This is a genomic window from Pseudomonas sp. 21, assembly GCF_000955805.1.
Lineage (GTDB): Bacteria > Pseudomonadota > Gammaproteobacteria > Pseudomonadales > Pseudomonadaceae > Pseudomonas.
The window spans coordinates 742304-762448 of the sequence record NZ_JYOA01000007.1; the positions used below are offsets into that span (position 1 = coordinate 742304).

Here is a 20145-nt window from a genome sequence, read left to right on the forward strand (position 1 = left end):
ATGAAAGATGTCACGAATGAGCCCGCCTGGGCCGGCCAGGTCGCCCTGGTCAGCGGCGCCGGCAGCGAGTCCGGCATCGGTTTCGCCAGCGCCCGTCGACTGGCCCGCCATGGCGTGAAACTGCTGCTGACCGCCAGCAGCGAACGCGTCCACCAGCGGGCGGATGAGCTGCGCGCCGAAGGCTTCGAGGCCCATGCACTACCCGCCGACCTGACCCGCGAGGACGACGTCCGCGCCCTCGCCGAATGGGCGCAGGCGCAATGGGGAAGGGTAGACGTGCTGGTGAACAACGCCGGCATGGCCATGCAGGGCAGCCCGGAGCCCTTCGCCGAACTGGCGGCGATGGACCTGGCGACCTGGAACCTGTCGCTGGCGCGCAACCTGACCAGTGCCTTCCTGCTCACCCGCGCGCTGCTGCCGGGGATGCTGGAGCGCGGCTATGGGCGCATCGTCAATGTCAGCTCCACCACTGGCGTGCGCGCCAGTAATCCGGGCGAATCCGCCTACAGCGCGGCGAAGGCCGGGATGCTCGGCATGAGCATGGGGCTGGCGCTGGAAGTGGCGCAGCGCGGGGTGACGGTGAACAGCGTGGCGCCCGGCTGGATCGCTACCGGCTCCAGCAGCGAGGAAGAAATCCAAGCCGGACGGCGCACGCCGCTCGGCCGTTCCGGGCGACCGGAGGAGGTGGCGGCCGCCATCGCCTTCCTCGCCTCGCCCGAAGCCAGCTACATCACCGGCGAAGTGCTGGTGGTGGATGGCGGCAACTGTCTGATCGAGAACAAGGGATAAGCAAGATGAAGCACGACTGCAGCCTGACCTTCGCCCAACTGCCGGCGCCGCCGGCCGGCCGGGAGTGAAACCATGGCCGACAACCTTCAGGAACAGCTGTACCAGAACCTGCGCCAGGCCCTGCTGAGCGGGCGCTTCCAGCCCGGCGAGCGGCTCAAGATCCGCGACCTGGCCGATGAATGGGGCACCAGCCCGATGCCGGTCCGTGCCGCCCTGCAACGGCTGGTGGCCGAGGGCGCGCTGGAGGGCGAGCCGCAGCGCTCGCTACGGGTGCCGGTGATGACCCGCGAGCGCTACCTGCAGATCCTGCAGGTGCGGCAATCCCTGGAGGGGCTGGCGGTGGAGGATGCGGCGCGGCACCTGCGGCCCGCCGACATGGCGGTGCTGCGCGATTGCACCGAGCGCATGGAAATCGCGCTGAACGCCCGTGACGTCCACGGCTACCTGGAAGCCAACAGCCTGTTCCACCTGACGCTCTACCGTGCCTGCGGCAACCCCACGCTGCTGCGCATGATCGAGGCGCTGTGGCTGCAGGTCGGGCCGTTCTTCAACCGGCTGTTCACCGAGGCCGACCTGTCGCTGCGCCTCAACGACTTCCACGAAGACACCCTGCAGGCGCTGGAGCGAGGCGATGGCGCTGGCGCGCGCAAAGCCATCGAACAGGATCTGGGCTACTGCGGCCAGTACCTGCTCAACCTGCTTGAGCTGGAAAGCGGGGGAAGGCTCGGGGCGCGCTAGGGCGCCCGTCAGGGGGTCTTGATGAAGCGGACGTTGTCCTTCTTGATCAGGATCGTCTCGCCGTTGAGCTGTTCGAATTCGTAATAGTCATTGTATTTGTCGTAGTCGGAATGATCCTTCACCAGGATTTCGCTGCCGTCCTGCAGCGTCACCACGGCCTTGTCGGCGCATCCGGCGAGGCCGAGCAGCAACAGGCAGGTGAACAAGGCTTTCAACTTCATAGTTTCTCCACGGGGCATCGTACCCGCCCGGGCAGCGAGGGCTGGAGGTACGCTGGGTTGCCTGTGTGACCATGGAAGTTTCAGGAAATTCCGACGCCGGGCTTCAAGTATCGAGCCATACGTCGCGCGCCCAGGTCCAGACGGAGTCCCAGGTTTCCTCGGTGAGCTCGCCGTCGGCCCAGAGAATCACCTCGCCGTCCTCGGCGACCGCGTAGTAGTCGTCACCGTCGGCGCAGAGCGGGATCAGCTCGCGCGGCAGGCCATTGGCCCAGGCCACGGCCGCGACTTCCGGCAGGTAGGTGTGGGACTGTGGATCGGTCGCCGTGACGGGTTCCAGGCGGCCATAAACGACGTCGCTGACCAGCAGGAGGAATTCGCGGAATTCCGACGGAATGCCGATCAGCAGCGCTTCCTCGATCTCCACCAGCAGTTCTTCGTCGGGCAGTTCCAGCGGTACCGGAACCGGCTCGTTCGCTTCACGCAGTTTCTCGATCACATCTTCCACAGACGGGGCCTCTCTATATTCGACGAATGGCGCGCTTTATACAGTAGTAGCCGGCCCTCCGCGCAAGACCACTGCGCAGGCGCCGTCCGGACGAGCGGCGGGGTGGAGGGCGTGCCTGTGCCCGATGTGCGGAAATGAATGTGCGGAAACGAAAAAGCCCGGCAATCGCCGGGCTTCTTCTTCACGCGCAGGGTCAGTTCTGGCGGATGCCCGCCACCAGCCAGGGCTGGTTCTCGCCTTGCGGGCGCTCCATGCGCCAGCTTTCGCTGAAGGGTTCGCCCTGGTCGAAGCGCGAGGACTTCGACACGCCGCTGAAGGTCAGGGTGGCGATGGTCTTCTCGGCCTGGTCGTCCACGCCCTCGAGCTGCACGTCGAGGTTGTCGATGTAGGTGGACTGGTAGCCGTCGCCCAGGTCAGCGCGTTCCTGCTTGAGGAACTGCAGCATCTGCGGAGTGACGAACTCGGCGATCTTGTCCATCTCGTTGGAATCCCAGTGCTGCTGCAGGGACATGAAGTGCTCGCGGGCTGCGGCGACGAAACGGGTCTCGTCGAACCAGCTCGGTGCGTTGATCACCGGGCGGCTGTCCATCACCGGACGGGAAGCACCACCGAAGATCGACGGCGGGGCGGCCGGCATTTCACGCTGCATCGGCGCGTGTCCACCGGCCATGGCGGGCTGGTTGCCTTGCTGCTGGCGGCGACGGGAGGCGATGAAGCGGAAGGCGATGAAGGCGATCAGCGCGATGATCAGGATGTCGAGGAACTGCATGCCCTGGAAGCCGTCGCCCATGAACATGGAGGCGAGCAGGCCACCGGCGGCGAGGCCGGCCAGCGGGCCGAGCCAGCGCGAAGCGCCGCTCTTGGCGGCAGCACCAGCAGCGCCTGCGGCGGCACCGGTTGCGGCCGGGCCAGCGGCAGTCGGGGAATTCGGGGCGGCGTTGGGTTGCGCCTGGCGGGTCTGGTGGCTCGGCGCCGAGCCCATGCTCTTGCCGCCACCGAAACGTTTGGCGGCGTTGACGTCGAGGCTGAGCGTCACGGCGACACAGAAGGCCATGGCAAGGCTGAGAAAGCGCTTCATCGTTGTCATTCTCTTGGTTGGTATACGACGCACGTCATGTTGCAGGCCGGGGCCGGTGAGGGCCAGCCGGATTTTGTTTCGTGCTGTTGCCCTGCATGGGCCCGCCCCCTCATATGGGGGCGGTTGAATCCCTTTCCAAATCAGTCTGTTACTGATTCTTTCAGAGCCGCCTGTCGGAAGGCTCGGATGGTAGGCTTCGCTGAGCGAGGCCGTCAGCCGCGCGATCCCCTGACCCCACGCCGCGAGGACCGCCGACCATGCATGCCATCGACTTCATCCAGGACCTCGCGGTGATCATGCTGATCGCCGGTTTCGTCACCATCCTCTGCCACCGCTTCAAGCAGCCGGTGGTGCTGGGCTACATCATCGCCGGGGTGATCATCGGCCCGCACACCCCTCCGTTCGCCCTGGTGCATGACGAGGATACGATCAAGACCCTCGCCGAGCTGGGGGTGATCTTCCTGATGTTCTGCCTGGGGTTGGAATTCTCCCTGCGCAAGCTGTTCCAGGTCGGCGCCACGGCGTTCATCGCCGCGTTCCTGGAGATCACCCTGATGATCTGGGCCGGCTTCGAGATCGGCCGCCTGTTCGACTGGAGCACCATGGATTCGCTGTTCCTCGGCGCGATCCTGGCGATGTCTTCCACCACCATCATCATCAAGGTCCTGGGCGACCTGAAGATGAAGAACGAGCGCTTCGCCCAGCTGATCTTCGGCGTGCTGATCATCGAGGACATTCTCGGCATCGGCATCATCGCCCTGTTCTCCGGCATCGCCGTAAGCGGCACGGTGGAGGCCGACCAGGTGTTCTCCACGGTCGGCAAGCTCAGCCTGTTCATGGTCGTCGCGCTGGTCGTCGGCATCCTGCTGGTGCCGCGCCTGCTGGCCTACGTGGCGAAATTCGAAAGCAACGAGATGCTGCTGGTGACGGTGCTGGGCCTGTGCTTCGGCTTCTGCCTGCTGGTGGTGAAGCTCGAATACAGCATGATCCTGGGCGCCTTCCTGATTGGCGCGATCATGGCCGAGTCGCGCCAGCTGATCCAGATCGAGCGCCTGATGGAGCCGGTGCGCGACATGTTCAGCGCGATCTTCTTCGTCGCCATCGGCCTGACCATCGACCCCAAGGTGCTGGTGGACTACGCCGCGCCGATTCTGGTGATCACCCTGGTGGTGGTCGCCGGCAAACTGATCTCCTGCGGCGCCGGCGCCTTCATTGCCGGCAACGACGGGCGCACCTCGATGCGCGTGGGCATGGGCCTTTCGCAGATCGGCGAGTTCTCCTTCATCATCGCCGCGCTGGGCATGAGCCTGGGCGTGACCAGCGACTTCCTCTACCCGGTGGTGGTCGGCGTGTCGGCCATCACCACGCTGCTGACGCCCTACCTGATCCGCTCCGCCGACCCGCTGGCGCTCTACCTGGGCCGCAGCCTGCCGTCACCCATGGTGCGGGTGTTCAGCCTGTACGGCGAGTGGCTGCGCAGCATCAAGCCGCGCGGCGACAAGGCGATCCTCGCCGGGATGATCCGGCGCATCCTGCTGCAGGTCGGGGTCAACCTGACCCTGGTGATCGGCATCTTCTTCGGCCTGGCGTTCTTCGCCGGGCAGATCGGCCAGTGGCTGGCGCAGTTCGTCGAGCCCGAAGCGCTGCACAAGGCGCTGATCTGGGGCGCCGCGTTGCTGCTGTCGCTGCCGTTCCTGATCGCTGCCTACCGCAAGCTCAAGGCGCTGGCGATGCTGCTGGCGGAAATGGGCGTGAAGGCGGAAAGCGCCGGGCGCCATACGGCCCGCGTGCGCCGGGTGATTTCCGAGCTGATCCCGCTGCTGTCGCTGGGCGGCATGATGCTGCTGCTGGCGGCGCTCAGTTCGAGCATCCTGCCGCCGGGCGAGCTGCTGGTGGTGGTGGCGCTGATCGCCGCACTGGTGATCGCGGTGTTCTGGCGCTGGTTCATCCGCGTGCATTCGCGGATGCAGGTGGCGCTGATCGAGACCTTCGAGCAGAACGGCGGCGGGCATCACTGATGCCCGCCGGCTTCATGGCTGGATTTCGAGGACGCTCTGGGAAGCCTTGCGCTCGCGCTCGGCCTTGTGCATTTCGCGTACGGCCTGGCGCACGGTTTCGTGGTAGCCGTTGATCACGGTTTCCGAGTCGCTGCAGATGATCGACTTGCCGCGCTCGATCCACAGCACGCGATGGCATAGCTCGCGGATCGCCTCCATGCTGTGGGACACCAGAATCACGGTCTTGCCCTGCTTGATCTTGCTGCGCATGGCGGCGTGGGACTTTTCGCGGAAGGTCTGGTCACCTACGCCCAGCACTTCGTCGATCAGCAGGATATCCGGGTCGGCGTGGATTGCCACCGCGAAGCCCAGGCGGGCGCGCATGCCGGTGGAGTAAGTGCCCACGGGGCGCTCGAAGAAGTCGCCCAGCTCGCTGAACTCGCGGATGTCGTCCATCTGCCGGCGGATGTCGGCGAGCCTCATGCCTAGCAGCAGGCCGCTGATGACCACGTTGTCGCGCCCGGACAGGTCTGGCTTGAAGCCGACGTTCAGCGCCAGCAGGCTGGCACTGAGCGGTTTGCTGCGCTGCAGGGTGCCGCGGTCGGGATCGACGATGCCGGCAATCATCCGCAGCAGCGTGCTCTTGCCGGCGCCGTTGTTGCCGATCACCCCGAGGGTCTCGCCCTCGTAGAGTTCGAAACTGACGTCCTGCAAGGCCCAGAACGACTCGTAACGCAGCATACCGACCCGCTGCCGGTAGGACAGGCCGATGTGCTCGGCCTGGAGAATCAGGTCACCGGACATGCATCACCTCAGAACAGCAGCTTGGGGTACTTGCGCTCGTTGCGGTGCATGACCCACAGCGCCAAGAGCAGGAACGGGACGGCGACCGACAGTACGTAGAGCTGCTCGCCCCACGCCGGCCACTGGTTGTGCAGCAGCACATCGCGGAATGCCGTAATCATCACCGTCATCGGGTTGAGATTCAGCAGCGGCGCCATGGAAGCGGGAATTTCATGGATGCTGAAGAACACGCCGGACATGAACATCATCAGCATCAGGAAGTTGTCCACCACCTGGCGCAGGTCCGGCACGAAGGGCAGCACCGCGGCAAGCAGGAAGCCGAAACCGATGATGAATAGCAGCTGGTTGAGGATCAGCACCGGTAGCGCCAGCCACTCCAGTGAGGGGCGGTAGCCGGCGACCAGCAGCGAGAGGATCAGCAGCGTCAGGATGATCAGGAACTTGAAGGTGTTGCTCAGCACCGGGATCAGCGCGAACACGTACTTGGGCACGTGGATCTGCTGGATCAGCCCGGCGTTGGCCTGGATGGCGTTACTGGCCTGGCGCACCGAGCCGTCGAACCATTTCCAGGCGACCATGCCGCTGAGCAGCAGCGGTACATAGCCCGGACGGCTGTGGCCCAGTGCCAGGCCGAAGACGATATAGAACGCCCCCATGTACATCACGGGCTCGAGGATCCACCAGAGAAATCCGAGGAAACGCCGCGCCACTTCGGTGCGCAGGTCGCTGTAAACGCCGTAAAGAATGATGTCCCTGTGCTTCATGTCGTTCTTGTTGGATTGAAAAGGGTGGGGTATTTAAACACAATGCGTCGCAGCAAGCCTGCGTGCCGATTGCGGCGCAATCTGTGCGGATCATCGCCCAAACATAAGAAAAAAGAGCTGGTATGCGCCTATTTGATGTCTTGTTCGGAACCTCCCGAAAAGCCCCCCAGCCCCCGGAAGACCTGGTTCTCATGGTGGTCGGCATGCACCGCAGCGGCACCAGTTTCCTCACCGGCTCCCTGCAGGAGTCCGGCCTGGAACTGGGCAAGCACAGCACCTGGAACCCCCACAATCTCAAGGGCAACCGCGAGAATGGCGATATCGTCGCGTTCCACGATGCGATGCTCGCCGCCCGAGGGCATGCCTGGGACAACCCGCCCAGCGTGGCGCCGGTCTGGACCGAGGCCGAATACGTCGCCGCCCGCGAGCTGATCGACGGTTATGACGGTGTGAAGCGCTGGGGCTTCAAGGACCCGCGCGCGCTGCTGGCCGTCGAAGGCTGGCAGGAGCTGATTCCCAACCTGCGTTTCGTCGGCATCTTCCGCCACCCTTCGGCGGTCGCCGACTCCCTCCAGGCTCGTGGCGGCATGCCGCGCGAGCAGGCGCTGGGCCTGTGGAAGGCCTACAACAGCCGCCTGCTCGAACTGCACGGCCGGGTGAAATTCCCGGTGCTGTGCTTCGATCAGGACGAGGACAGCCTGCACCGGCAGCTCGACGACGTGCTGCGCCGGTTCGGCCTGCAGCCTCCGGCGTCGGAGCGGTTCTTCAGTTCCGAACTCAAACATCACCGGCACGGCGACGAGAACCTCGCGCCCGAGCTGGATGCCATGTATCAGGCTCTCAAAGCCATCGCAGACTGATCCGGGGGTTGTGTCATGCCCATCTTTCGTCGCGCGCCGCGCCTGAGCGTCGTGGTCATCGTCTACAAGATGCCCGAGCAGGCCGACAAGACGTTGCAATCGCTCAGCCCAAGCTATCAGCACGGCGTAAACGAGCGCGACTATGAAGTCATAGTCGTCGAGAACCATTCCGACCGTCTGCTGGGCCGCGAGCGCGCCACCCGGCACGCGGGCAACGTGCGCTATTTCCACCGTAATGAAACCGAACGCACGCCTGTGCACGCCATCAACTTCGGCGCCGCCCAGGCCCGTGGCAGTCACGTCGCGATCATGATCGACGGCGCGCGGATGCTCTCGCCCGGCGTGCTCCGCCATGCGCTGGATGCCTTCCGCCTCGACGCGGAAGCGGCAGTCTCGGTGCCCGGTTACCACATCGGTCACAAGCTGCAGCAGGTCGCGGTGAACGAGGGCTACAACGAAGACGCCGAACAGGTGCTGCTGCAAAGCATCGAGTGGCCGAGCAACGGTTATCGCCTGTTCGACATCGCAGTGCTCAGCGGTTCCTGCCAGGGCGGCTTCTTCCAGGCCAACTACGAGAGCAATTTCATCGGTATGTCGATGCGCAAATGGAAGGCGCTGGGCGGGGTGAATCCTCGCTACAACGACTTCGGCGGCGGCAACGCCAACCTGGACCTCTACAAGCGCCTGCTGGAATACCCGAACACACCGTTCTACCTGCTCTACAGCGAAGGTTCGTTCCACCAGTTCCACGGCGGCGTGACCACCGGCACCCTGCGCGAGGAGCGCGAGCGGGTCTACAAGCTGCTCGATGAACAGGACAAGCAGATCCGTGGCGACAACCGCACGCCGCCCAGCGTGCGGCCGATCCTGCTGGGCTCCGCGCACCCGCACATCTTCCGCTTCCTCAATCATTCGCTGAACCGGGTGCAAGCCGTATGACCGCCTTCCACGAGAAGCGCCCGCTGCTGTCGATCATCGTCATCGCCTATGACATGCCGCGCCAGGCGCTCAACACCCTGATCAGCCTTGCGCCGGACTACCAGCAGGGCGTCGACGCCGACGACTACGAAGTCATCCTGGTGGAGAACCGCTCGCAGCGGAACATGGACGCCGAGGCCATTGCCCGGCTGCCTGGAAACTTCCGTTACTACCTGCGCGACGAAGCGGGCGTATCGCCCGCGCCGGCGATCAACTTTGGCGTTGCCCAGGCGCGCGGCCGCTTCATCGGGTTGATGATCGACGGTGCCCGCCTGGTGACTCCGGGCGTGGTCAAGTACGCGCTGATGGCGTTCCGCATGACCCCCGACGCCATGGTGGTGGTGCCTGGTTACCATCTGGGGGAGAACGAGCAACAGTTTCACCTTACCCACGGCTATTCCGAAGAGGCCGAGCAGCAGTTGCTGGCGGATATCGGCTGGCCGGAGTCGGCCAATGGCTATCGGTTGTTCGATATTTCCTGCTGGAGCGGTGCCAACCCGAACGGCTATTTCCACCCGTTCATGGAAAGCAACTGCCTGTTCATCAACGCCCAAGTGTTCCGGGACATCGGCCGCGCCGATGAGCGCTTCGACATGCCGGGCGGCGGTGCACTGAATCTCTATCTGTACCGCAAGGCCGCCATGCACCCGCGCACCCAGTCGGTGATGCTGGTGGGCGAGGGGTCCTTCCACCAGCTGCACGGCGGCGTCACCACCTCCGAGGTGGAGGGCCGCGAGGAGCTGCTCAAGCGCCAGAGCGACCAGCTTTGCGAGCTGCTCGGCGAGCCTTTCCGTTCGCCGACGGTAGAGCCGATCCTGCTTGGCCAGGCGAAGGCGCCCAGCTTGCGCTATCTGGAGCGTTCGGTGCAGCGCGGTATGGACCGCGTACAACGCTGTGCCGGACGCCAGGAAGACCCGTTCGCCGATCAGGCGCTCAAACCAGAATTCCGCCTAGCCCCGGTGCAGACACCGGTGCGGATCATCGCTCCTCGACCATTCGTTTCCGGAGAAGGCCAGATCATGAAGACCCTCTACATGCCCCCGTCGATCAAGCATTTCGAGCCGCTGCACATGGTCTTCAGCACCTGGGTGGACCACCTGCCGTTCGGCTACGACCTGGTGACCGCACTTCGGCCCAAGATGCTCGTGGAGCTGGGTACGCACAAGGGCCTGTCCTACTTCACCTTCTGCCAGGCAATGAAGGAGAACGACATCGATGGCGTCTGCTATGCCGTGGATACCTTCGAAGGCGACGCTCACACCGACAAGTACGACGAATCGGTGTTCAACGCGGTCAACAACCACAACCGCCAGCACTACCACGGCTTTTCCTACCTGATGCGGATGTTCTTCGAGGACGCGCTCAAGCACTTCGACGACGACAGCATCGAGTTGCTGCACATCGATGGATTCCATACCTACGAAGCGGTGAGCGCCGACTTCGCCAACTGGTATCCGAAGGTGAAGCCGGGCGGCATCATCCTGTTCCACGACGTCATGGCCCGCCTGCAGGACTTCGGCGCCTGGAAGTTCTGGGACGAGACCCGTGGCCAGCACGAGACCTTCACCTTCAACCACGGCTTCGGCCTGGGCGTACTGCGCAAGCCGGGCGGCGATCGCAGCAACGACCATCCGCTGCTCAAGTTGCTGTTCGAAGATGCCAAGGCCGACGAAGGTGCTGGCCTGCGATCCTTCTACGTACACGCCAGCAAGCACCTGGAAAACACCCGCAAGCTCAAGCGCCTGACCCAGGGCCAGCCGCAGCAGCAGCCGGCCACCTGAGTGGTGAGCGAGGCTGCCGAAGCCCGGGCGGCGCTGCGCCAACCGGCCAGCTACCTGCCTGAACTGGAATCCCTGCGTGGCTGGGCGATCCTGCTGGTGGTCGGCTTCCATTACTTCGGCATCCTCGCCCTGGCCGAACGGCCGAACAACCCACTGTGGGTGACCCTGCTCGGCGGGGGCAATACCGGCGTCACGCTGTTCTTCGTGCTCAGTGGCTTCCTGCTGTCGCGGCCCTTCCTGCAGGGGCTGCGAGATGGCCAGCAGGTGAGTATCCAGCGCTTCTATACGGCACGCTTCTTCCGCATTGTGCCGCTCTACTACGCAGCGGTATTGCTGGCCTGGGGCATGACGCAGAAGGCGGCGGCCCTCAAGGCTCTGCTGTTCATACCGATCGGCTTCCAGGCCTTCCCGTTCAGCGTGCCCTGGTGGTCGCTGTGCACCGAGATCCAGTTCTACCTGCTGCTGCCCTGGGCCATGTGGCTGCTGCGCTATCGTGTCGGGCGCTGGCTGGTGGCTGGCGCGCTCCTGGCGTGGGCGGTGGCGCACGTCTACCTGTTCCATTCGCCGGGCTGGCTGTCGCCGAGCAACTTCTGGGAGAACTCGCTGTTCGGCCGGGCCGGTGCGTTTCTCGTCGGCGCGGCCTGCGCCGGGATCAGCCTCGGGCGGGGCTATGACTGGCTGCGCGAACGGGCGCTGGTCTGCGCCGTGCTGCTGGCCGGCTGCCTGCTGGGTCTGGGCCGCCTGTGGCTGTGGTTCTCGCTGAGCGGGGAGCGCAATGCCCTGCAGGCCCTGCCGATGTATCACAACATCGAGTCAGCGCTCTGGGGTGGGGCGATGCTTGCATTGCTGGCGCTGAGCTGGCGGATCAAGGCGCTGCTGGCCAATCCGTTGCTGGATCACTTCGGGCGCATTTCCTACTCGCTCTATCTGATCCATGTTCCGGTGCAGTTCTATTGCCTGTATCCGCTGAAGGCCGCCGGCATGACGCTGGATGCGCACTCCGACGCCTATCTGCTGCGCATTGGTGTCAGCCTTGCGCTGTCCTGGGCTCTGGCATGGGTGAGCTATCGCCTGGTGGAAATGCCCTTCCTGCGCCTGAAGTCCCGCCTGGCGACCTACTCCGGGCGCGCCCCCTGGGCGCGCCGTGCCGCCGACGCCTGAGGCCCGTCAGGCCGGGACGTCACGCCAGTGGGTCGCGAAGCCGGGTTGAGCTTCACCTTCGGGGCGGCCGTTGGTGTAGTAGTACAAGGCCAGGGAACGGCGGTAGACGCCATCGGGGCAGGTCAGCGGATGCGGATGACCGTGGAAGGAGCTGGACGTCGTGCTGAACACCACGCAGCGGTTGGCAATCGGCAGCACGCGAAGAGGCGGGCCGGCCATCTCCGTGTCCCACAGTTCGAGGTGGCCACCGTAGCTTTCCGGCCATTCTTCGTTCAGGTAGATCAGTACGTTGATCCGGCGATCCAGGCCGAAGTCGCGGTGTGTCGCGAAGTCGGTATGCACCTTGAGGAAGCCGCCGCGGGAAATCTGGTGAATCCCTGCGCCGCGCAGGTTGGGGTCGGGGATCAGGTTGGGGATACCGGTCAGTTGCGCCAGGTAATCGAGGAACGCGTGGGAATTGAGCTCCCAGAACAATTGGCGGTAGGTCGGCGGCATGCGCAGGGGATCGCGGATGTTGCGCTTGTCCTTCTGCACGTATTCGCCGCTGGCCTTGTCGGTGTGCGTGGCGTTGTTCCACAGCGGATCGTTCTGATCGTGCGGGTACTCCTGAAGCAGCCGCGAAAAGGTCGACGGGGGCAGAAAGTCGTCGATGACGATATGCGGGAAGGGGGCATTGCCGGCATAGTTCGGTGCCTGGCCGGCGACCTTGGTGGTCAGGGCGGAATAGTCCAGCAGCAGTCCATCGGACGGAGCGCTGGCTTCGCCGTTGCTCTTTGGGGTGAAGAGATTCTTAAGCATTTTTCGGGAATTCACTGAATGTTGTTCTTTTCCACGCGAGCGGCAGCTGCGCTCACGACCCGACTAGCCATTACCTGGCTGATTCTGCTTGCCATGGTCCCTGTGAGCAATGCTCAGGATCAAGGCGCGAAACCGAACATCCTGTTCATCCTGGCCGACGACTTGGGCGTCAACGATATCGGCGCCTGGGGTGACGGCAAGGCGCCCACGCCGACCCTGGACCAGCTCAGCCGCGAATCGCTACGCTTTCGCCAGCACTATACCGACAGCACCTGCTCGGTCAGCCGGGCGGCGCTGATCACCGGGCGCGCACCGGTCAGCGTCGGTTTCGAGCCCAACGGCCTGGGCCTGTCGCCGGACCTGCAGACCTTGCCCAAATCACTCAAGGCCCTGGGCTACAGCACCCACCATATCGGCAAATGGCACGTGGGCGAGGCCCTGGAGTACCCGCAGATCCGCCCCAACCACCAGGGCTTCGATGACTGGTTTGGCATGCTCAATCACTTCGTGCTGCACGGGCCGGACAAGAACGGCAAGCTGGTGAACGGACCGCCGACCTACTACAACCCCTGGCTGGAAACCGACGACGGCCCGCCGGTGCAGTACCAGGGGCACCTGGACGATATCCTCACCGACCGCGCCATCAGCCTGATCCAGCAGGGCCAGCAGCATGGCAAGCCCTGGTTCATCAACCTGTGGCTGTTGTCGCCGCATCATCCTTTCCAGCCCTCCGAGACCTTCAAGAGCCAGTTCCCCGACACCGATGAGGGCCGCTACCTGGCCGTGCTGAAACAGCTGGACCATAACGTCGACCGCCTGCTCGAAGCGTTGCGCACCAGTGGCCAGCTGGACAACACACTGGTGGTCTTCACCAGCGACAACGGCAGCCCGAACCTGGCCCGCGACAGCAATTGGCCGCTGGCCGGGACCAAGATGACCTACCTCGAGGGCGGCGTGCGCACGCCGCTGCTGGTGCTCTGGCCCGGTCATCAGGGTAACGCGGACGTGACTGGCATCAGCCACATCACCGACCTCTACCCGACGCTGGTCGGCATGGCGGGCGGCAAGGCGCCGGCCGGGCTGACCGGGCGCGACCTGTCCGGTTACCTTGCCAAGGGCCAGCCTCTGCCCAAGGTCGATGCGCTCTACTGGGCGGCGGATGTGATGACCTGGGGCATGACCTACGGCGGCCACCTGACCGGCCGCGGCCTGTTCTACCGGCCCACGCTGGGCAAGCTGGAGAGCCACCCGGTCACCGGCCCGCTGGGGGTGAGCGCGACCAGCGCCGAAGCCTTCGAGCCGATCGGTCGCGATGAAGCCCTGAGTCTGTTGCGCGCCTGGGAGCAGAAATACCGACCCATCCCGCTGACCTGGCATCCCGCTGTCGGCAAGAGGCCGGCCTTCCTCAGTGGCCGCGACTACCAGCGTGCGCCGGTCCACGGCGCCTACAGCCTGGGGCTGGGCTTGGGCAAGGCGCGAGTAGATGGCGCGCGGCAGGTCCTGGTCGAGCAGGAAGGGCTATGGGGCATGGCCATCGACAAGGGGCGCGTAGAAGTGTGGCGTGGCCCGCTGCGCCTGCAGAGCGAGCCTGTAGCGCTGGAGGGCCAGTGCAATGCCCTGGTGGCCAGCTTCAACGTGAAGCCCTATTCGAAGTTCCCCTTCCCGGGGCCGGAAAAGGGCGCGCTGACGGTTTACCTCAACGGCAAGGTCATCCTGCAATCCCAGGAGCCGATGCCGCGACCGGAAACCGCCGAGCCGCTGGCGCACCCGACCTACATCGGGGCTTCGGCCAACGGCGGGGATCGTTTCGCCGGCAGGATCGCCAAGCCGCTGCTGGTGGACAAGTTCATGCTGCCGCAGCTCGATGGCTACGGCCTGGACGACATGCAGGCGACGATCTGCCCGTCCAGCACCGCCGCTCGCTGACGGGACTGGAGGCCTAGATGGCCTCCAGCTTCGCGTACCCCATCATCAGCCACTTGCTGCCCTCGCTGTCGAAGTTCACCTGCACCCGTGCCTGGGCGCCGGAGCCTTCGAAGTTGAGGATCACGCCGTCGCCGAACAGCGGGTGGCGTACGGATTGGCCGAGGCTGAACGGGGTGTCCGGCACGCTGGCGCCGCTGAACAGGTTGCCGCTGCGCTGGTTGCCCGAGAGCGGGCGGCTCACCGAGTTGGACAGGCGCACTTCCTGGATCAGGCTCGGCGGGATTTCGCGGACGAAGCGCGAGACCTTGTTGTAGGTCTCGCTGCCGTACAGGCGGCGGGTTTCCGCGTAGGTCATGACCAGGCGGTGCATGGCGCGGGTGATGCCCACGTAGGCCAGGCGACGTTCCTCTTCCAGACGGCCGGGTTCTTCCAGGCTCATCTTGTGCGGGAACAGGCCTTCCTCCACGCCGGCCAGGAACACCAGCGGGAACTCCAGGCCCTTGGCGCTGTGCAGCGTCATCAGTTGCACGCTGTCTTCGAAGGCGTCGGCCTGGGTGTCGCCGGATTCCAGCGCGGTGTGGTCGAGGAAGGCCACCAGCGGCGGGGTGTCTTCGTCGTCCGGGGTCTCGAAGGCGCGGGCGGCGCTGACCAGTTCCTCCAGGTTTTCCACCCGGGCCTGGCCTTTCTCGCCCTTCTCTTCCTTGTGGTAGGTGATCAGGCCGGACTGCTCGATGACGATCTGGGTCATCTGGTGCAGCGGCATGCCCTCGACCTTCACCGCGAGCAGGTCGACGGTCTCCAGGAAGCCGTTGAGCGCGCTGGCGGCGCGGCCGGCCACGGCCTTGGCGGCGATCACGTCGTTGATCGCGCGCCACATCGAGGTGCCGTTATGGCGCGCGGCGTTGCGGATCGCCTCGACGGTCTTCTCGCCGATGCCGCGTGGCGGCACGTTGATCACCCGCTCCAGCGCGGCATCGTCGTCGCGCAGGCGGATCAGGCGCAGGTAGGCCAGGGCGTTCTTGATCTCGGCGCGCTCGAAGAAGCGCTGGCCGCCATAGATGCGGTAGGGGATCTTCTCGCGCAGCAATGCTTCTTCCAGCACGCGGGACTGGGCGTTGGAGCGGTAGAGGATGGCGATTTCGCTGCGCTTCAAACCATCCTTGCGCAGGGCGTCCTCGATGGTCTCGACGATGTAGCGCGCCTCGTCGTGCTCGTTGAAGCCCGAATACAGGGTGATCGGGTCACCCTCGACGCCGTCGGTCCACAGCTCCTTGCCCAGGCGCCCGCTGTTGTTGGCGATCAGCGCGTTGGCGGCCTTGAGGATGGTGCCGGTGGAGCGGTAGTTCTGCTCCAGGCGGATGTCCTCGGTGCCGGCGAAGTCATCGCCGAACTGCTGGATGTTCTCGATCTTCGCGCCGCGCCAGCCGTAGATCGACTGGTCGTCGTCGCCGACCACCATCAGGCTCTCGCCGCCCTTGCCGAGGAAGCGCAGCCAGGCGTACTGCACGGCGTTGGTGTCCTGGAACTCGTCCACCAGGATGTGACGGAAGCGCCGCTGGTAGTGTTCCAGCAGGCTCGGGCGGTCGCGCCAGAGGTCCAGCGAGCGCAGCAGCAGCTCGGCGAAGTCGACGACGCCGGCGCGGGCGCAGGCCTCTTCATAGGCCTGGTAGACGCTGACCATGGTCGCCAGGTAGAGGTCGCCGCCGGCCTGGATGTTCTGCGGGCGGTTGCCCTCGTCCTTCTGGCCGTTGATGAACCACTGCGCCTGGCGCGGTGGCCAACGCTGCTCGTCGAGGCCCAGCTCGCGCACCACGCGCTTGACCAGGCGCAGCTGGTCGTCGCTGTCGAGGATCTGGAAGTTCTCCGGCAACCCGGCTTCCTGCCAGTGCGCGCGCAGCAGGCGGTGCGCCAGGCCGTGGAAGGTGCCGACCCACATGCCGGCCGGGTTGATCCCCAGCAACTGCTCGATCCGCGCGCGCATCTCGGCGGCGGCCTTGTTGGTGAAGGTCACGGCCAGGATGCTGTGCGGCGAGGCGTTCTCGACCTGGATCAGCCAGGCGATACGGTGCACCAGCACGCGGGTCTTGCCGGACCCGGCGCCGGCGAGTACGCGCTGGCGCCCCAGCGGCGCGGCTACGGCCTGGCGCTGCGGGTCATTGAGGGAGTTGAGCAGGTAGGAGATGTCATCGTTCATGGGGGGCATTCTACCGACGGGCGGTTTTCCCCGGCAAACCGGGCCGCCGTCCGGCGTCTTCCCGACGAAAGTTGGGAGGGCTTGCAGCCAATTGCCATCATCCTGCTTGGGTGGGGCTATCTCCTCGGGTATGCTCCGCCGACGCCTAGGCCTGACACCTACAAGAAAAACGCCTATGACCGCTTATGTAGAGCCTTCGGCGATCCCGGTGAGTCATGCCGAGATCCGCCAGCAGTACGCTCACGAAATTGCCGTCGAACGCACGCGCCTCCTTTATCAGGGCTCGCGGGTGCCGACCCTGCTCATGCTGCTCAACGGTCTGGCCTGCGCCGGGTTGCTGTGGGATTACGTGAAGCCGGGGCTGCTCGCCGGCTGGCTGGTTTCGCTGGTGCTGCTGGCCGTGCTGCGGCTGATCCAGGTGTCCGCCTTCAACGCCGCTTCCGCCGAGCGCCAGGCCAGCCCGCACTGGCAGCGCACCTTCCTGTTCGGCGCCGGGGCTTCGGGGCTGACCCTGGCCTTCGCCGCCATCGCCCTGGTGCCGCCGGATGCCTTTCTCCAGCAATCCCTGGTATTCGGCCTGATCGCCGCGGCCATCCTGTCTGCCAGCGTCGCCTATGCGGTGAGCCTGCCGGCCTTCCTCACCTTTGCCTTGCCCTGCCTGTTCCCGTCCATTGCCTATCTATTGATCAGCGATAACCCGCTGCAGCAAGGCTGGGGCGTGCTCGGGGTGATCCTGCTGGCCGCGCTGCTGGTGGTGGCGTGGCAGATTCATCGGGTGGTCCACGTGGGCCTGCTGCGACGTTTCCAGGCCCAGGCGCTGGTGGCGCACCTGGAGCGCGCCAAGGCGCAGACCGAAGCGCTGAACCAGGACCTGGAGCGCGAAGTCGAGCAGCGTCGCCGCGCCGAGCGCGAACTCTGCCGCGCCCGCGACGCGCTGCAGGAGCGAGTGGAGGCGGGCAGCGCCCAGCTCAGCCACACCGAGGCGCGCCTGGCGCTGGCGCTGGAGGCCAGCGAGCTGGGCCTGTGGGACTGGAACCTGCTGACCGACGAAGTGCACCACTCGCACCTGGAGGAAATCTTCGGGCTGACCCAGGCGGCGGTAAAGAGCGTGCGCAACGACCTGCGTCCGCGCCTGCACCCCGACGACCTGCCGCTGCTGCGCCGCGCGCTGGTCGAACACCTCAAGGGCCGCACCGACGGCTACCGCATCGAGTACCGCGTGCGCCACGCGGCCGGCCACTGGGTCTGGGTGGAAGACCGTGGCCGGGTGATGGAGCGCGATGGCCGCGGGCAGGTCACGCGGATGGTCGGCACCCGCGCCGACATCTCCCCGCGCAAGCTGCGCGAGGAAGAGCAACGCCTGGCCGCCACGGTGTTCGAGGCCGCCAGCGAAGGCATCATCATCCTCGACCCGGATTACCGGCTGATCGCCCTCAACGAGGCCTTCACCCGCCTCACCGGCTACCGCCGCGAGGAAGTGCTGGGGCACAACGTCGCGCGCCTGATGGGCTCCTCCGAAGCGCTGCGCCGCTACCAGTCGATCCGCACCGAGCTGGAACGCCAGGGCACCTGGCAGGGCGAGCTGATCGAGACGCGCAAGAACGGCGAGCTGTACCCGCAGTGGCTGCAATTGAACGTGGTGCGCGACGGCCGCGGGCAGGTCGCCCATGTGGTCGGCTTTTTCGCCGACCTCACCGCCCGCCGCGACGCCGAGGAGCGCCTGCGCTACCTGTCGCACTACGACGAACTCACCGGGCTGGCCAACCGCACGCTGTTCAAGGAGCGCCTGCACGAGGCCAGCCAGCGTGCGCGCCAGGAAGGCCGCACGGCGGCGCTGCTGCTGATCGACCTGGACCGCTTCAAGCTGCTCAACGACAGCCTCGGCCACGAAGTCGCCGACCAGTTGCTGCGGCAGATGTCGCGGCGCATGACCCAGACGGTGCCCGAGGCCGACACCATCGCGCGGCTGTCCGGCGATGAGTTCGCCGTGCTGATCGACTCCTACGCCAGCCTCGCGTCCCTGGCGCGGCTTTCCAGCCGATTGCTGGCCAAGCTGCGCACGCCGATGACCGTGGGCGGCCACGAACTGGTGGTCAGTGCCTCGGTAGGCATCAGCCTGCTGCCGGACAACGCCTGGGAAATCTCCGCGCTGATGAGCCAGGCGAACATGGCCATGCAGCACGCCAAGCACCTGGGCGGGAATACCTTCCAGTTCTTCACCGACAACCTGCAGGCCTGCACCCTGGAGCGCCTGCAACTGGAAACCCGCCTGCGCAAGGCCATCGACGAAGGCCAGCTGGACGTGCACTACCAGCCCAAGCTGAACCTGGCCAACGAGCGCCTGGACAGCGCCGAGGCGCTGGTGCGCTGGCGCCACCCGGAGATGGGCATGGTGCCGCCCGGCGATTTCATCGGGCTGGCCGAGGAGACCGGGCTGATCGGCGCCATCGGCGAGTTCGTCCTGCGCCGCGCCTGCCAGCAGGCCCGCGCGTGGCAAAAGCATGGGCGCGAGCTGCGGGTGTCGGTGAACCTCTCGGTGCACCAGCTGCGCACCGGCAACCTGGTCGACCTGGTGCGTACCGTGCTGGAGGAAACCGGCCTGCCGTCGCACCTCCTGGAGCTGGAACTCACTGAAAGCCAGCTGCTGGACAACGTCGAGAGCGTCACCACGACCTTCCGCCAGCTGCGCGAGATGGGCGTGAAGCTGGCCATCGACGACTTCGGCACCGGCTATTCCTCGCTCAGCTACCTCAAGCGTTTCCCGGTGGACTACGTGAAGATCGACCAGACCTTCATCCGCGACCTGTCAGAACGCGGCGAGGATGCGGCCATCACCCGCGCGATCATCGCCATGGCCCACAGCCTGGAGTTGAAGGTGGTGGCGGAAGGCGTCGAGCACGCCGAGCAGTTGCGCTTCCTGCGTGCCCACGGTTGCGACGAGATCCAGGGCTACCTGATCAGCCAGCCCGTGCCGGCGGAGGCCTGCCTGGCGCTGCTGGAGAGAAGCGACAGGCTGGTTCAGTGATGCTGGTGGTCGGCGGACACGCCCTGTAGCACGCTCTGGTCGATTTCGCTGAAGCGCAGGACTCGCCCGCCTTCGGCGGTGGCCATGCGATCGGCGTCCGCGCGGTCGGCGAATGAGGCGAGCGTGGCACCCATGGCGCCGGGGCGCTTCACCCCGACCACGTAGAACGCGCTGGTGGCGTCGATCAGGTGGCGGTCATCGGGGTGGTTCCAGTCGCTGCGGGCCATGTCGTGCACGTACAGGCGCGCGCCGCTGTGCTGGTTTTCCGGCTGCAGCCACCAGCCCAGCAGCTCGGCGGTGGAGCAGAACTTGTGCACCGCGCCGGGGGCCACGGCTTCGCCTTTCGGCCCGGCGAAGTCGCTGATGATCATGCCGCACACGTGGCATTCCTCGCCGTTCTGGAAAGGCACCGGAGCGAGATTGGCGTTTTGCCGGGCAGCATCGTCGCAGCCGCCGAGCAGCAGGGCGAGGAGGCCGGCGGTGAAACCCAGGCGAAGGGAGCGGGACAGCAGCATGGTGAAACTCC

At 65.6% G+C, this 20145-nt stretch carries 17 protein-coding genes; 9 read left to right on the plus strand and 8 right to left on the minus strand.

Annotated features, from left to right (window positions below; translation table 11 throughout):
• Nucleotides 1-789, plus strand: a complete 789-nt coding sequence (locus tag UB43_RS18925; RefSeq protein WP_045213944.1) for an SDR family NAD(P)-dependent oxidoreductase — start codon at nt 1-3, stop codon at nt 787-789.
• A gap of 72 nt (nt 790-861) precedes the next feature.
• Nucleotides 862-1527, plus strand: coding sequence for a GntR family transcriptional regulator (locus UB43_RS18930; protein WP_045213945.1), 666 nt, complete (start codon nt 862-864; stop codon nt 1525-1527).
• Nucleotides 1528-1535: 8 nt separating this feature from the next.
• On the opposite strand, the gene UB43_RS18935 is transcribed toward UB43_RS18930, so the two are convergent.
• From UB43_RS18935 to UB43_RS18945, 3 genes are all read right to left on the minus strand, one after another.
• Entirely contained in the window at nt 1536-1748 is a 213-nt protein-coding gene (locus UB43_RS18935) for a YgdI/YgdR family lipoprotein (RefSeq protein ID WP_017521498.1), read from the minus strand.
• A 103-nt stretch (nt 1749-1851) separates the two neighbouring features.
• A complete protein-coding gene (locus UB43_RS18940) occupies nt 1852-2253 on the minus strand; it encodes an SMI1/KNR4 family protein (RefSeq protein ID WP_024766840.1) in 402 nt (133 codons plus the stop codon).
• Between the two features lie 193 nt (nt 2254-2446).
• Complete coding sequence (locus UB43_RS18945) at nt 2447-3331, minus strand: Tim44 domain-containing protein (RefSeq protein WP_045213947.1); 885 nt, start codon at nt 3329-3331, stop codon at nt 2447-2449.
• 257 nt (nt 3332-3588) lie between these two features.
• Between UB43_RS18945 and UB43_RS18950 the strand changes: the two genes are divergently transcribed.
• Nucleotides 3589-5349, plus strand: coding sequence for a cation:proton antiporter (locus UB43_RS18950; RefSeq protein WP_024766093.1), 1761 nt, complete (start codon nt 3589-3591; stop codon nt 5347-5349).
• Between the two features lie 12 nt (nt 5350-5361).
• On the opposite strand, the gene UB43_RS18955 is transcribed toward UB43_RS18950, so the two are convergent.
• Nucleotides 5362-6132 carry an ABC transporter ATP-binding protein gene (locus UB43_RS18955; RefSeq protein ID WP_045213949.1) on the minus strand — a complete coding sequence of 257 codons (771 nt, stop codon included), beginning with the start codon at nt 6130-6132 and terminating at the stop codon, nt 5362-5364.
• An 8-nt stretch (nt 6133-6140) separates the two neighbouring features.
• On the minus strand, nt 6141-6896 hold the full coding sequence (locus UB43_RS18960) for an ABC transporter permease (protein ID WP_045213951.1): 756 nt from the start codon (nt 6894-6896) through the stop codon (nt 6141-6143).
• Between the two features lie 203 nt (nt 6897-7099).
• Here UB43_RS18960 and UB43_RS18965 point away from each other — a divergent pair, with 203 nt between their 5' ends.
• Genes UB43_RS18965 through UB43_RS18985 form a run of 4 tightly spaced genes read left to right on the plus strand, consistent with a single transcriptional unit; the run spans nt 7100 to nt 11676 of the window.
• Nucleotides 7100-7756, plus strand: coding sequence for a sulfotransferase family protein (locus UB43_RS18965; RefSeq protein WP_256205179.1), 657 nt, complete (start codon nt 7100-7102; stop codon nt 7754-7756).
• 15 nt (nt 7757-7771) lie between these two features.
• Nucleotides 7772-8695 carry a glycosyltransferase family 2 protein gene (locus UB43_RS18970; RefSeq protein WP_045213955.1) on the plus strand — a complete coding sequence of 308 codons (924 nt, stop codon included), beginning with the start codon at nt 7772-7774 and terminating at the stop codon, nt 8693-8695.
• A complete protein-coding gene (locus UB43_RS30095; RefSeq protein WP_256205180.1) occupies nt 8692-10515 on the plus strand; it encodes a class I SAM-dependent methyltransferase in 1824 nt (607 codons plus the stop codon). Before UB43_RS18970 ends, UB43_RS30095 begins: the two co-directional genes overlap by 4 nt.
• 3 nt (nt 10516-10518) lie before the next feature.
• Nucleotides 10519-11676 (plus strand): acyltransferase, encoded by a 1158-nt coding sequence (locus UB43_RS18985; protein ID WP_045214224.1) that lies wholly within the window; start codon nt 10519-10521, stop codon nt 11674-11676.
• Nucleotides 11677-11682: 6 nt separating this feature from the next.
• Here the strand turns inward: UB43_RS18985 and UB43_RS18990 are convergent, their stop codons facing one another.
• Nucleotides 11683-12474 carry a 2OG-Fe(II) oxygenase gene (locus tag UB43_RS18990; protein ID WP_082085867.1) on the minus strand — a complete coding sequence of 264 codons (792 nt, stop codon included), beginning with the start codon at nt 12472-12474 and terminating at the stop codon, nt 11683-11685.
• A 93-nt stretch (nt 12475-12567) separates the two neighbouring features.
• Between UB43_RS18990 and UB43_RS18995 the strand changes: the two genes are divergently transcribed.
• Complete coding sequence (locus UB43_RS18995; RefSeq protein ID WP_156160448.1) at nt 12568-14400, plus strand: sulfatase; 1833 nt, start codon at nt 12568-12570, stop codon at nt 14398-14400.
• Nucleotides 14401-14413: 13 nt separating this feature from the next.
• On the opposite strand, the gene uvrD is transcribed toward UB43_RS18995, so the two are convergent.
• Complete coding sequence (uvrD, locus tag UB43_RS19000; protein ID WP_045213961.1) at nt 14414-16594, minus strand: DNA helicase II; 2181 nt, start codon at nt 16592-16594, stop codon at nt 14414-14416.
• A gap of 175 nt (nt 16595-16769) precedes the next feature.
• Here uvrD and UB43_RS19005 point away from each other — a divergent pair, with 175 nt between their 5' ends.
• Nucleotides 16770-19619, plus strand: coding sequence for an EAL domain-containing protein (locus tag UB43_RS19005; protein WP_045213963.1), 2850 nt, complete (start codon nt 16770-16772; stop codon nt 19617-19619).
• Here the strand turns inward: UB43_RS19005 and UB43_RS19010 are convergent.
• Nucleotides 19613-20134 carry a nitrous oxide reductase accessory protein NosL gene (locus UB43_RS19010; RefSeq protein WP_045213965.1) on the minus strand — a complete coding sequence of 174 codons (522 nt, stop codon included), beginning with the start codon at nt 20132-20134 and terminating at the stop codon, nt 19613-19615. The two genes, UB43_RS19005 and UB43_RS19010, sit on opposite strands and share 7 nt — an antisense overlap.
• Nucleotides 20135-20145 lie beyond the last annotated feature (11 nt).